This window comes from Saccharothrix sp. ALI-22-I, from assembly GCF_001984175.1.
GTDB lineage: Bacteria > Actinomycetota > Actinomycetes > Mycobacteriales > Pseudonocardiaceae > Actinosynnema.
Map to the genome: position 1 here is coordinate 1 of NZ_MTQP01000013.1, position 12,897 is coordinate 12,897.

General features: G+C 67.1%; 14 protein-coding genes. 4 read left to right on the top strand and 10 right to left on the bottom strand.

The genetic code is table 11. The features are described from left to right. Positions 1–128: 128 nt before the first annotated feature. From ALI22I_RS00310 to ALI22I_RS00315, 3 genes are read right to left on the bottom strand one after another with little or no spacing between them, the layout of a single operon-like run. Complete coding sequence (locus ALI22I_RS00310; protein WP_077003584.1) at positions 129–362, bottom strand: hypothetical protein; 234 nt, start codon at positions 360–362, stop codon at positions 129–131. Further along, complete coding sequence (locus tag ALI22I_RS50170; protein WP_179118020.1) at positions 359–535, bottom strand: hypothetical protein; 177 nt, start codon at positions 533–535, stop codon at positions 359–361. The genes ALI22I_RS00310 and ALI22I_RS50170 overlap by 4 nt, the downstream gene beginning before the upstream one ends. Continuing rightward, the gene (locus tag ALI22I_RS00315; protein WP_443216872.1) at positions 532–1,185 is read right to left on the bottom strand and encodes a TnsA-like heteromeric transposase endonuclease subunit; all 654 of its coding nucleotides are present in this window, start codon (positions 1,183–1,185) and stop codon (positions 532–534) included. Before ALI22I_RS00315 ends, ALI22I_RS50170 begins: the two co-directional genes overlap by 4 nt. A gap of 540 nt (positions 1,186–1,725) precedes the next feature. On the opposite strand from ALI22I_RS00315, the gene ALI22I_RS00320 reads away from it, so the two are divergent. The 4 genes from ALI22I_RS00320 (at position 1,726) to ALI22I_RS00335 (ending at position 5,181) form a co-directional block, all read left to right on the top strand. Continuing rightward, on the top strand, positions 1,726–2,172 hold the full coding sequence (locus ALI22I_RS00320) for a MarR family winged helix-turn-helix transcriptional regulator (protein WP_179118021.1): 447 nt from the start codon (positions 1,726–1,728) through the stop codon (positions 2,170–2,172). Between the two features lie 62 nt (positions 2,173–2,234). Continuing rightward, on the top strand, positions 2,235–3,479 hold the full coding sequence (locus ALI22I_RS00325; protein WP_077003586.1) for an NAD(P)/FAD-dependent oxidoreductase: 1,245 nt from the start codon (positions 2,235–2,237) through the stop codon (positions 3,477–3,479). Positions 3,480–3,587: 108 nt separating this feature from the next. Beyond that, positions 3,588–3,914 (top strand): 2Fe-2S iron-sulfur cluster-binding protein, encoded by a 327-nt coding sequence (locus tag ALI22I_RS00330; RefSeq protein ID WP_077003587.1) that lies wholly within the window; start codon positions 3,588–3,590, stop codon positions 3,912–3,914. Between the two features lie 49 nt (positions 3,915–3,963). Beyond that, positions 3,964–5,181, top strand: a complete 1,218-nt coding sequence (locus ALI22I_RS00335) for a cytochrome P450 (RefSeq protein ID WP_077003588.1) — start codon at positions 3,964–3,966, stop codon at positions 5,179–5,181. Between the two features lie 1,535 nt (positions 5,182–6,716). On the opposite strand, the gene ALI22I_RS50175 is transcribed toward ALI22I_RS00335, so the two are convergent. From ALI22I_RS50175 to ALI22I_RS00370, 7 genes are all read right to left on the bottom strand, one after another. After that, positions 6,717–6,872, bottom strand: coding sequence for a hypothetical protein (locus ALI22I_RS50175; protein ID WP_179118022.1), 156 nt, complete (start codon positions 6,870–6,872; stop codon positions 6,717–6,719). Between the two features lie 162 nt (positions 6,873–7,034). Then, positions 7,035–8,534 carry an aldehyde dehydrogenase family protein gene (locus ALI22I_RS00340; protein WP_083751295.1) on the bottom strand — a complete coding sequence of 500 codons (1,500 nt, stop codon included), beginning with the start codon at positions 8,532–8,534 and terminating at the stop codon, positions 7,035–7,037. Between the two features lie 11 nt (positions 8,535–8,545). After that, a complete protein-coding gene (locus ALI22I_RS00345) occupies positions 8,546–8,983 on the bottom strand; it encodes a hypothetical protein (RefSeq protein WP_077003589.1) in 438 nt (145 codons plus the stop codon). Beyond that, positions 8,980–9,546 (bottom strand): TetR/AcrR family transcriptional regulator, encoded by a 567-nt coding sequence (locus tag ALI22I_RS00350; RefSeq protein ID WP_077003590.1) that lies wholly within the window; start codon positions 9,544–9,546, stop codon positions 8,980–8,982. The genes ALI22I_RS00345 and ALI22I_RS00350 overlap by 4 nt, the downstream gene beginning before the upstream one ends. A gap of 37 nt (positions 9,547–9,583) precedes the next feature. Beyond that, a complete protein-coding gene (locus ALI22I_RS00355) occupies positions 9,584–10,585 on the bottom strand; it encodes a TerC family protein (protein ID WP_077003591.1) in 1,002 nt (333 codons plus the stop codon). Positions 10,586–10,630: 45 nt separating this feature from the next. Further along, positions 10,631–10,885 carry a hypothetical protein gene (locus tag ALI22I_RS52715; RefSeq protein ID WP_238597983.1) on the bottom strand — a complete coding sequence of 85 codons (255 nt, stop codon included), beginning with the start codon at positions 10,883–10,885 and terminating at the stop codon, positions 10,631–10,633. A 971-nt stretch (positions 10,886–11,856) separates the two neighbouring features. Then, positions 11,857–12,753: an SDR family NAD(P)-dependent oxidoreductase gene (locus ALI22I_RS00370; protein WP_077003594.1), complete on the bottom strand. Its 897-nt coding sequence runs from the start codon at positions 12,751–12,753 to the stop codon at positions 11,857–11,859. Between the last annotated feature and the right edge of the window lie 144 nt (positions 12,754–12,897).

Sequence of the window (12,897 nt, forward strand, 5' to 3'; positions counted from 1 at the left end):
ACCCGGTCGTCGCCGAGCTCCGGCTGGACATGGCGGCGTCCCTGGAGCACGGCATCGCGACGCTGATCGCGGGGGCCGTGGCGGGCCACCATCGAAACAACACTCACAAATTGATCAACTAGCTTCGATCATCGCGAAGTTCTCCGCGCTGCTGACCGCTCCGGACGTACGGCCGACTCGCGCGGCGTACGGCCGGTGATCTTCGTTCCGGTCGCCTCGTCCGAGAAGGCCATTGAGATCGTTTCGACGGCGACGGTGACGGTGACGGCGACGGCGCTGTTCGGCTTGACGGTGATGACCGGGATCCCCTTGGTGACGCTGGAGACGGTCGTGAAGGAGGCGGCGAACACCGACTGGGTCACTGCCGGGCCGCGAAATCCACGGCAGCCATCAGATGCCCGGTCAGCACCACCTGCTCGCCGCCGGCGTCGGCGCGCAACCGGACCGCAGCGCCCGCGAGGCCCACCACCAGGTGCTCGTCGCCATCGAAGGCGACGCGGTCTCCGACGCGCAGAACCGCACCTGTCGACGTCACGGACTCACCGCCTCGGTCGCGATCACGACATCCGGGTGCAGCGGCCGGTTCAGGTCGGTGTGCAGCTCGCGGCACCAGAGCAGGTGGAACAGCACCGGCAGCACCGCGATCGGATCGCCGACCTGCTCGGCGCCGTCCAGCAGCCCGACCGGAGGGGCGAACGCCGCGCGCAGCGCGGCCGCGGCATCGGGCAGACGGTGGCGAGGATGCCGGTAGCCGGCCAGCCAGCGCACGTTGGCCAACAACGCCGCCGGCGGAGCTCCGGCCACCTCATAGCGCCAGCCGAGCGCCTCGCAGACCTCCCGCGTCGCGTCGAACGCGACCTGGTCGCGTGGCTTGATCCGGTCCGCTGCGCGGACGTCGAGCACCAGCGCCGACCCGTCGCCCAGGCGGGCGAAGTAGTCCCGCGCGTGCGAGCGGGCCTTGCCTTCCGCCGTGGTCCAGAACAGCCAGAACAGCTGGGAGGCGATGCCGACGACCTCGGGATCGAAGTCCACCAGGACCAGGCGATCTCTTTCAAGCCAGGACTCGTAGCCCACCATGCTGTCCGTTGTGGTGGCGCTGGCCCTTGTACGAAGGGAACCCGCGCACCGGCGTGCACGCCTCGAACGGCACTGCCCATGCCTCGGTGAGGGGAACGCGCTGCTCACCGTGATCGTCCGCGTAGGCGATCTCAAACCGCTCCACCAGCGAGGACGGCGCCCCGCCAGGGGGCAAGATCAAGTGTCGGCACCGCGGCATTCTCGCGGGCACCGACAGCCGCACATCACTGCCCCCTGTCGGCGTACTCATGAATGTGCTCGGTCCACGTACGGGCGAAGTGCGATCGGGACCAACCCCAACGCGACCGGTTGAGGCCGCCGCGAGCCCGTGGGGTCAGGTCAGGCCGGATGTGGCGCACCGTCACATGCTCGGGTCTTTCTCCCAGGTCGACACGTGTTTGGCGCTACGAGGAGGGCGAGGAGTTCGACCGATTCACCGTGGTCCACTCCGCCGCCACGTCTCCTGAGCAGTGCTCACGTGCAGCACCGGGCGGTCGACGCGTAGGCCGACGCGGTGCGGGCCCTCCGACGTCACGAGCACGGTCGGGTAGGTCGGTGGCGCAGCGAACCAATGTCCTCGTGCCTGCGCCGGGTTGACGGCATGCCACGACAAGGATAAGTTGGCAATACCAACTAGTGGGGATGTCAATGAGTGACAACAGCACCTATGTCTCGGAGCTCGCCGCCGCGCTGCAGCGGCTCGTGGCCGAGCTGACGAGAGCGACGCGCACGTCCCTGGGGAACGGCGGTGTGGACATCACGCCTGATCAGTACATGGTGTTGAACGTTCTGGCAGGCCGTGCGGACCTGGCGACCCAGGTGCAACTCGCCGACGAGCTCGGCCGGGAGAAGACGGTCGTGCTGCGGCAGATCGATTCGCTCGAGCAGAAGGGGTTGCTGGAGCGGATCGCCGACTCACAAGACAGGCGCAGGCGCGGGCTGGTGCTGACCGACGAAGGGCGACGCGTTCACGCCGTGGCCAAGACCATCATCGATCAGCTCCTGGCAAAGCTGGCCGGTGATCTACCTGCCGAGGAGCTCAGGGGCGTCATCAAATTTCTTGACGAGATGCGAGCCAAGACCCGATCGCTGTGACCTCAACGCGGTCGTCCCCGCCTTCTCGCGACGGCACTTCACGGTGAAAGGAATGCCGATTCATGCCCGAAAAACTCGTGATCGTCGGAGCCGGGCAAGCCGGTGGCGATCTCGCGACAACGCTGCGCCAGCGCGGCTGGAACGGCCACATCACCCTCGTCGGCGACGAACCAAGCCCGCCCTACCAACGTCCGCCGCTGTCCAAGGGCTACCTGCTCGGCAAGGTCTCCCGCGAACAGCTCTTCCTCAAGCCCACCACGACATACGAACGCTTCGACATCGCGTTGCGACTGGGCACGCGAGTGCAGGCGGTCGACCGGACGGCCAAGGACGTCGTCATCAGCGACGGCAGCCGGCTGCCGTACGACAAGCTGGTGTTGGCGACGGGACGCCGTGCGCGGCCGCTGACACTGCCGGGTGTCGACGCCGACCGTCTCGACAACCTGTTCACCCTGCGCCGGATCGACGATGTCGACGCGTTGCGCCCGCAGTTCGTCCCTGGCCGCAGGCTCGTCCTCGTCGGCGGTGGTTACGTCGGCCTGGAGATCGCCGCGGTGGCCGCGCAACTCGGACTCGAGGTGACCGTTGTCGAGGCCGCGCCGCGTCTGCTGGCGCGGGTGACCGGACCGGAGGTGAGCAGCTTTCTCGAGGGCGTCCATCGCTCCCATGGCGTCCGCTTCCGGCTGGCCTCCACGGTCGCGAGGGTGGCACTCGACGCGTCCGGACGGCGGGTGACCGGTGTCGACGTGTCGACCTCCGGGGTGGTCGAACGGCTCGTCGCCGACCTCGTGCTCGTCGGGATCGGCATGCAGCCGAACACCGCCCTGGCGTCTGCGGCGGGCCTGGAGGTCGACGACGGCATCGTGGTCGACGAGTTCGCGCGCACGAGCGATCCCGATGTTCTCGCCATCGGCGACTGCGCCAACCAGCCCAGCGCCTATGCCGGCAGGCGTGTCCGGTTGGAATCGGCGCCCAACGCCATCGAACACGCCAAGGTCGCCGCGGCGACGATCCTCGGCCGGTTGCAGGCATCGACGGCGACGCCGTGGTTCTGGTCGGAACAGTACGGCCTGAAGTTGCAGATGGTGGGACTGTCAGGTGGCGCAGACCAGTGCATCACCCGTGGCAATCGCTCAGCAACGACCTTGTCGGCCTTCTACCTCAAAGGCGATCGGATCGCCGCCGCCGACGTCATCAGCCGCCCAGCCGACTTCGCCGCGGCGCGGCGCCTGGTCACCAGCGGCGCGCGCGTCGATCCCGACCGACTGGCCGACGACGAGATCCCCCTGGCCGAGGTCGCGATTTGATCCCGGCCACGCCCCTGTGAGGCGAAGGCCGGTGCGGAGCTGTCCGACGCCGTCCTGAGATTCGCCTGCTCGTCCACGAAACCCTAGACACCAGAACGGAGTACAACCATGCCCAAGATCACCTTCATCGAGGACGGCGGTGCCGAGCACGCCGTCGAGGCCACCGTCGGTGAGTCGGTCATGCACGCCGCGATGGACAACCTTGTTCCCGGCATCAGCGCCGAGTGCGGGGGCTACGCCAACTGCGCCACGTGCCACGTCTACGTCGACCAGGCGTGGGCCGACAGGCTGCCCGCGCCCGAAGAGGTCGAGGAAGTCATGATCGAGGCCGCGTTCGACGTGCGGCCCACGAGCCGGTTGTCCTGCCAGATCCAAGTGACTGAGGCCACCGACGGGCTGATCGTCAACCTGCCCGCCTCCCAGACCGGCGCATGACCGGTGTTCGTCCGCTGCCCCTACCCACGCCGACGAAAGAAGTGACACGATGACTACGAACTCCACAATGGACATCCCCGCGCACGTACCACAGGACCGCGTCGTGGATTTCGACTATCTTCGGCCGACCGGTATCGACGAAGACCTGCACCTGGCCTGGAAACGCGCGCAGGACAGCCTGCCCGACATCTTCTGGACTCCCCGCAACGGCGGCCACTGGGTCGCCACCAGGGCGCAGGACATCAAGGCGATCCAGCTCGACCACCAGCGTTTCTCCCACAAACGCCTCCTCATCCAAGGGCCTGAAGGGCATGAGGGATCCGTCCTCACCATGGACCCGCCCAGGCACGGTCTCTACCGGATGCTCATCTCGCCCGCGTTCTCCCCCAAGGCGATCGCCGCCCTGGAGCCGATCGTGCGGCAGACTGCGGTGACGCTCATCGAAGAGCTGCGTCCCCGGGGCGAATGCGAGTTCGTCGGCGACTTCGCCAAGGTTCTGCCCGTCGAGGTCTTCCTCGGCCTCGTCGACCTCCCGTTGGAGGACCGCGAGTTCCTCCTGCCCTTCGCGGAGAAGATCGCCCGCCCCCGGAACCCGCAGGATTACGGCGAAGGTCAAGCCGGCCTCACGCAGTACATCAGCCAGGTTCTCACCGCGAGGGCCCAGCAGCCCGGTGGCGACCTCCTCAGCAAGATCGTGACGGCGAAGATCGACGGCGAGCCCATCGCCTTCGAAGCGGCGGTGGCGCTCAGCAGGACAGTCCTGGCCGGCGGCCTGGACACGGTCGCCTCGATCCTCGGTTTCGTCGCACGGTTCCTCGCTCTGAACCCAGGACACCGACGGCAGCTGATTGACGATCCCTCGCTCGTGGGCAACGCCGTCGAGGAACTCATCCGCCGACACGGCATCGCCAACACGGCTCGGGTGCTCACCCAGGACACGGAGTTCAAGGGCGTGCGACTCAGGGCGGGGGAACAGATCCTGATCCCCAACAACCTCTACGGTCTCGACGAGCGACAGGTCGACGATCCGCTCGTGGTCGACTTCACCCGTGCCCACCCAGACCGGCACTCCGCGGCATTCGGCAACGGCCCTCACCGGTGTCCGGGTTCCTTCCTGGCCAAGAGCGAAATCACGGTGTTCCTCCAGGAATGGCTGGCGCGCATCCCGGACTTCGACATCAAGCCCGGCACAACGCCCCGCATGGCCTCCGGTCACGTCAACGCCACCCACGAACTACACCTCGCCTGGGACACCGATTCCCGCTGAACCCGTTCGCCCTCCCCACCCCGACCGGCTCGAGGCCAGGCACCGCGTCGCGGAAGTCGTTCCAACTTGCGCCAGCGGTAGGCGTGCACGAGGCGCTACTGCAGTTGTCGGCGTCGCTGATGACGATGTCGACGCGGCCGAACTCGGTCAGGGCCGCGATGATCGCTTGTCTGCAGGATTCGGTGTCGTAGTTGGCGATCGCAGATCCGCCGCACGACCGCGTCCGGGTGGCCGGTGGGGCTGCTTCACCTGTGGTACTGGCGCCCAGGTCGTTGACCACCACCACGACGGCGCCGCGGCACGCGAGTTCACGGCAGAAGGCCGATCCCAGGCCGCCGCCGCCTCTCGTGACGACGGCGACCTGGCCGGTGAAGTCCACATCGGGCTGTTGCGTGGTCACGATCGCGCGGCTTCGTGCTGGGCACGGAAGAGAGCGCGGTAGTCCGCGCTGCGCATTTCCTGTCCTCGGACGATGAGTCCGTTGTGGACTTTCCCGATCATCGTGTGGTCACCGTCGATGGTCGCGCCCGTGCGGGCCGCGCGTCGGTGCGCGCGCTGGTCGGGTAGCCGGGAGGGATCTCACCTCCGGGTCGGGTAGGACCGCCGCATTGCCGCGGCGGTCCCCCTGAGAACCGTGCAAGCGACTCGTCGCCGCACACGGCTCGAGCAAGCCGGGAGGGCAAGCTGGCGGGTTGAAGCCGGGTGGGGGCCATTGCCGTAAAGCCCGGTACGGCTCCGTCGGCAGTAGGCGTGCATCAGACGGGTTTGATGATCGTTCGGTGTACCGCCCTCCGCGATGGCGATCGCGCGTTTGGTGATCGCCATCGCGGGTGGTGGCCAGCCATTGCTCCCACTCGGCGGCGACGCCGGCTGGTGGTCGGCGTGCAGAAGATAGCCCCGCAGAGCGGGCAACGGCCCTGCTGGGCTTGCAACAGCCGCAGGGTGGACCGGCTCAACGGGGGCGAAATCTTGCCGCGCCGTTCCTCCAGTACTCGGCCAAGGCTGGATCGTAGGGCGAGGCCCCACCCTTGACCAACTGGTGCCGAACGATCCGCGTCCAGGAGAACTTGATCAGATAGGCGCCGCTGCCGCGGTCGCCGAACCGATCATGGTCGCCGACGCTACGCCCGCGACCATGCGCTCCTCACCCCATTTTTCGACGCCGATGAGCACTTTAGTCAGTACGCCGACAACTACCTCCGGACACCGGCACCTTCAGTCGGACAGGACACCGTCAGCCGGCGCGTCGCGACTCGGGCGAAAAAGATGGTTGACAACAAGACTTTCTAGGATTCTCTTCGTCAAGAACCTCGCGTAAAGGCCCGCGAATTCATCGGGAGTGCCTCGGCCGCGAAAACGGCCGGGCACTTCGTCACGTGTACAGGCTCCGTCACCACGAGGTTGCGTGACGCCCGACGGCATGCCGAAGCGGCGTACGCCGAGGACGGTGGCGTGCGCCGCGCTCCAGCAACTGCCCGGTCGCGCCGACTTCGTCAGCTCGTCGGCCGGGAGCCCCTACCGCTCGGTGTCCACCGTCAGAAGACGATCACCGAACGGATGACCTCGCCGCCATCCAACGCGGCCATGGCGGTGTCGACCTCCTCGATCCGGACTCGCTTCGAGACCATCAGACCGAGGTCGAGCTTGCCGGACTCGGCCAGACTCACCAGGCGCGGAATGTCCCTGCGCACCTGGGCGGAGCCGTAGAACCCTTCTGCAGGAGAACAGCTTTCATCGCAACTCCATTGCTATAGCTTTTGATCAGTAGACGATGATGACGCTGCTCCCCCACGGAGCTCTCGGTGGGAGGAGAGCAGCCTCAGCCGGGCGTGTCGATCGCTCGGCGGGACGTCTCAGTGCAGTCCGAGCCAGACGGCCTTTTCCTCGGTGTACGCGTTGAGCGCGTGCAGGCCGCCCTCACGGCCGATACCACTGGCCTTCATTCCGCCGAACGGCAGCTGGAACGAGCCGACCCGCCACGTGTTGATCCAGACCACACCCGAACGCAACTGGCTGGAAAGCCGGTGCACACGATCGACGTCCTTCGTCCAGAAGCCGGAGGTCAGACCGTAGGGGATGTCGTTGGCCAGCCGCACTGCCTCCTCGTCCGAGCTGAAGCTCATGGCCACGCCGACCGGGCCGAAGATCTCCTCCTGCGCCAGCCGCGCGTGGTTGTCCACATCGGCGTACAACGTCGGTTCGACGAACAGGCCCCGATCGAGCGACTCGCTCCCTGCGGCGCGACGTCCTCCGGTCACCAGCCTGTGACCTTCGTCCCGCGCCAAGTCCAGGTAACTGAGCACCTTCGTGAGCTGGGGGCGGGAGGCCAGCGGGCCGATCGCCACCTCCGGGTCGAGCGGGTCGCCGATACGCAGCTCGCTGAGCCGCTTACCGAGCCGCTCGGTCACCGTGTCGTACACCTGCTCGTGGATCAGCAGCCGACTTCCCGCGTTGCACGCCTGTCCGGTGCCGGCCGTGATACCGGTCAGCAGGCCCTCCACCGCCAGGTCGAGGTCGGCGTCCGGGAAGACCAGGTGCGGGCCCTTGCCGCCGAGCTCGAGCGTGACCCGGGCGAACCGCTGCGCGCCCGCGAGGGCGATGGCACGACCGGTAGCCGTCGATCCGGTGAACGCGAGCTTGTCCACGCCGGGGTGCTCGGCCAGCGCCCTTCCGGTCACGCCCGCCCCGGTGACCACGTTGAGCACACCGTCCGGGACGCCGGCCTGCACACCCAGCTCGGCGAGCCGCAGTGTCGAGACCGGGGTGACTTCGCTCGGCTTGATGACGATCGTGTTGCCCACGGCCAGGGCTGGGAACAGCTTCCACGCCAGCAGCAGGAGCGGGTTGTTCCATGGCGTGATCGCGCCGATGACGCCGATCGGCTCGCGCATGCTCCAGCCGCGGTGATCGGGCGCCGGCGACTCGAAGGTCTCGCCGTGCAGGTTCGCGGCGAGGTTCGCGTAGAAGGATGCCGCACCGGCGACGCCGAGCGTCGCCGTGTGCATCTCGGTGATCGTCTTGCCGTTCTCGTGCACCTGAATCCGCGCGAGTTCGCCGGCGTGCTCCGCGATGAGCGCGGCCCAGCGCAGCAGGATCTGGGTCCGCTGCGCCTGAGGAGTCCAGCGCCAGCCGTCGAAGGCGGCCCGGGCGGCGGCGACGGCACGGTCGACGTCCTCGGCGCCGGCCGAGGAGACGACGCCCCAATCGCGGTTCTCGTACGGGTCGACGCAGGCGAACGTGGCGCCGTCCTGTGCCGGGACCCGCTTTCCGCCGATGAGGAGCTCGTATCGACCGCCCGACGGGATTTCCGGGAATCGAACCTCGTTCGACTCCGTGTTGTGTTGAGCGCTCATCGACGAGCCTTTCAGGTCAGAAGGGTCCATACCGGCGAGGAGGAGGATCCGGCGGCCTCGGCGATGCGCTCCCAGAACAGCGGGCTGCCCTCGATGCCGAGCGGGAACACGAGCCGACGGCTCGGGCCTTGTGTGCTGTATTGGATCCGGTCAGGACACCGTGGGTGTCGTCCCAGATGACCAGAACCTCGGCCATGTTTTCGGTCACGTCGACGGGCCGCACTCAGCCGCGTACGGCCGTCTCCAGCGGGAACCGTGTCCCCGTCAGCTCCTCCGATACCGTCCACAGCCGCTTCGCCGCCTCCGGAGCGCCCGGACCGCGGCATCCACCGGTCCGCCAGCAGGTCGACGCCGTCGGGCATCGGGACGCGCAGATCCCGCTGGACGGTGATGTCGCGGGTCAGCGGCGCGGACAGCCCGAACTTGCGCTGGATGAGGTGGCTGATCATCTGGGCTCCAACAGGACGGAGAGCATGGCGATCAACCGGTCGGTGAACGCCTCCGGACCGTGCGCGCCCTCGATCACCCAGGCGGTGACGAACGACCCCGCTCCGCCGGTGATGAAGGCGGCGAGGTCGTCGAGGACCTGGCCGCTGAGCCGGTCGCCGAGCAGGTGCTCGACGCCCTGCCGGTTGACCGGGAGGAGCAGGCTGATCAGCCCGCGGTCCAGTGCGTAGGCACAGGAACCGGTCAGCAGGGCGCGGTAGAACACCCGGTGGCGGGCGAAGTGCCGGGCCATGGCGAGGGTTCCCTCGCGCTGGTCCACCGGTTCTGTGGTGTCCGTGTAGCCGCACAGCAGTTCACGCCGCGCGAGGTCGAGACCGGCCTCCAGCAGCACCGCGTCGAGGTCGCCGAAGTGCTGGTAGACGGCCCGCCGGCTGACATCCGCGGCAGCGGCGATCTCGGAGATCGTGACCGCCGTGGTGCCGCGTTCGCTGACGAGGTCGACCGCGGCCCGCAGCACCGCGGCGCGGGTGCGGCGCACGCGTGGGTCCAGTGCAAGCTCGGTCATTGCAAATCACGCACACCTGTTACTAAATGCTCAAGTGTCACTTTTCCTCGCCCGGCTCCCGGTGGCCGCGCAGCGAGCCAGGGTGGGCCTTGGCTGTCGGGTCGTTGCGGGTCTTGATCAGGCTCGCGACCGTGACGACGACCAGGATCGCGATGATCACGCCGAGGCTGAGCGGCGTCGGCACCTCGGGGATGCTCGCCGAGATGTCGACGTGGCCCCAGTGCAGGATCAGCTTGACGCCGATGAACGCCAGGATGATCGCGAGCCCGGTGGAGAGGTACACCAGCCGGTCGAGCAGGCCCTTGACGAGGAAGAACAGCGCCCGCAGGCCGAGCAGCGCGAACGCGTTGGCGGTGAACACGATGTAGGGCTGCTCGGTCACGCCGAACACCGCCGGGATCGAGTCCAGCGCGAACAGCAGGTCGACGCCGCCGATCGCCACCAGCACGACGAACAGCGGCGTGGCCATCCGCTTGCCGCCGACGCGCGTGAAGATCTTGCCGCCCACGTAGTCGTCCGTGACGGGCAGGAGCTTGCGGGCGGTCTTCACGACGACGTTGTTCTCGACGTCGGGATCCTCGTCGCGGTGCCGGAACAGCTGCACGGCCGTGAAGATCAGCAGCAGGCCGAACAGCAGGAACATGAACGAGAACAACGACAGCAGCGTCGCGCCGACGGCGATGAAGATCGCGCGCATGATCAGCGCGAGCACGATCCCGAAGGTCAGCACCTTGTGCTGGTGCTCCTCCGGCACCAGGAACGTGGTCATGATGATCACGAACACGAACAGGTTGTCGACCGAGAGGCTCTTCTCGACGATGTAGCCGGCGAAGTACTCCGCGCCGAACCCGCCGCCGTGCGCGCTCGCGAACCACACGCCGAACCCGATCGCGACCAGGATGTAGAAGATCGACCACAAACTGGCTTCGCGGAAGCCGATGCGATGCGGCCGCCACGCCGCGAGCACGAGGTCGACCGCCAGCAGCGCGACGATCAGCCCGATCGTCGCCGCCCACGTCAGTCCGCTGATCTCCAGCACCGAGCACTCCTCCCGGGAAGATCCGTCAGTCTTAAAAGATCGAGGCTAGCCAAGTTCCATCCGCATGCGATTTTCGGCTGCCACTTTTAGTCCTTCATTCATTCTCCGTAGACCAAGGAAGAGGTTCGTCTGCAACAGGGGCAGCACCGTGCGGGAAACTCCCGAAACGACCTCTCCGTTGCACGCGATGCATGCGTCGGGCGTTTCGGCTGGCTCGATGAGAAAGTAGCGGAATCCTTTCAGGCCAATGCTGGCAACCGTCAGGAACGACAGTCGATCGTTGGGGATGCTTTCGATCACCGTCGCGCGGGCTGTCAGCAAGGGTGTACCTGGGACACGCATTCTGAGATCAATTACGGAGCCCTGCTCAATCGAACCTCGTGCCGACGGATACAAGGTGCTCCATCGGCCCCATCCGTCGACCTCTGAAAGCGTCGCCCAGACAGCCTGCGCGGGTGCGTTAACGAGCAATCGGTGTTCAAAGCGTGCTCCCCGTGGCCCAGGGCCGGCGGGCCAGCGTCCATCTGCCTCCCCGAGCAACCACAGCATCCCGTCCTTAGTAACTCTCGTCCCGCTCATGACACTCCTTGGATGTGGATGCAACTTATCCGCGGCCGCTCGCTGGAGGTGCTTCTGGAACAGGCACCGCAGGAGGACGCAGCTCATCGGACGGCCCACCAGAAGCCGATATCTGCTGACACTCTGCGAGTTCGGCCGGGGATTGGCGCTACACAAGCTCGGCGACTCGTCAAGATCGTTCGCGCAGAGTTCGAAATGAATGGTGCTACCGATGAAAGAGGCAAGCGGCACACGCGTGGGGCCCAGAACGCCGACGCGAACCTTGGCTGCGTGACGTTGGGCGCCACCATGCGTCGCTGTCCGGCGGCCGGACCGCCGGCACCGGGCTTGAACGGGTGGGAACGAGCACGACCTACTCATGTCCGACGGTCTGGTCCGGCTGCCCGGAACGCCTACGGTGACGATGCCTCGACGAGACCGAGTCGCCGGGCACGTCGAACACCGTGCAACCGACGAGCGCGCTCAAGTGTGGCGGCACCCTGGTGGCATCGAATGCCTTGTGGCGCAGCGAGACCAGGAATCCAACTCAGATATCCGTGGTCTGACAGGTGACCACCTGCTTGAGGTACGCCCGCTTGTCACTCAAGGACTGCTTCATCGAATCGACCTTCATCGCGACGCAGATGCCGCATTGCCCATGCATCCTGCATAGTGCGCCAACATGACACGTTCACCGAAGTGTGCGGTCACCTTCAGCCGACGGGGAACTTCACTCCGGTGAGTTCCTCCGACACGGTCCACAGTCGCTGCTGGATGGCAATGTCGTAGGACTGCGGGCTGGAGGTCGCTACTTCTGGGTGGCCGCGGTACCCGCCCAGCCCGTCGGGGCCGTAGTACTGCCCGCCGAGAGCGCCCGGATCGGTGGCGGCCCGCAGGATCGGGAGCGCGCCTCGCTCCGCGTTGTGGCTGATCAAGGGGGCGAGTGCACGGACGACGGCGGGAGAGTTGCGCATCAGCTCCGTGCTGGCCACGCCGGGGTGCGCGGCGATGGACGCGGTGGTGCCGTGCCGGGCGAGACGGCGCTGCAGCTCGTAGGCGAACATCAGGTTGGCCAGTTTGGCTTGCCCGTAGGCCGCGAAGCGGTCGTAGGAGTTCTCCCACTGCAGGTCGTCGAAGTGGATCGCCGCGCGGAAGCTGTGGGCGACGCTCGCGACCGTCACCACCCGGGAGCCCTCGACCGGCAGCAGCAGGTCCAGCAGCAGGCCGGTGAACGCGAAGTGCCCGAGGTGGTTGGTGCCGAACTGCAGCTCGAACCCGTCGCGGGTGGTCTGCCGGGGCGGGTACATGACGCCGGCGTTGTTGATCAGCAGGTCGATCTTCGGAAGGGTGGCGTGCAGATCGGCCGCGGCTGCGCGGACGGACTCCAGCGACGCGAGGTCCAGCTGCTGCACGGTGACGTCGGCTCGCGCGCCGAAGCGGGCCGCTGCCTGCTTGCCCTTTTCGACGTCGCGGACGGCCAGCACCACCGTGGCGCCGTGCTCGGCCAGCACCTTCGCGGTCTCGAACCCCAAGCCGGTGTTGGCGCCGGTCACCACCGCCACCCGGCCCTGCTGGCTGGGGACGTCGCGGTCGGTCCAGTGTTTGCCCATGTCGCTTCCTTTGCTCGGCGGCCTTGCGGACCGGCGGTCTGTTACATCTCCGACCGTAAGGAACCGCCGGTCTGTTGTCAAGAGACTGTCAGTCTTTAAACTCGGCGCGAAGCGTTACCCTGGGCACATGACCTTCCAGCGAGC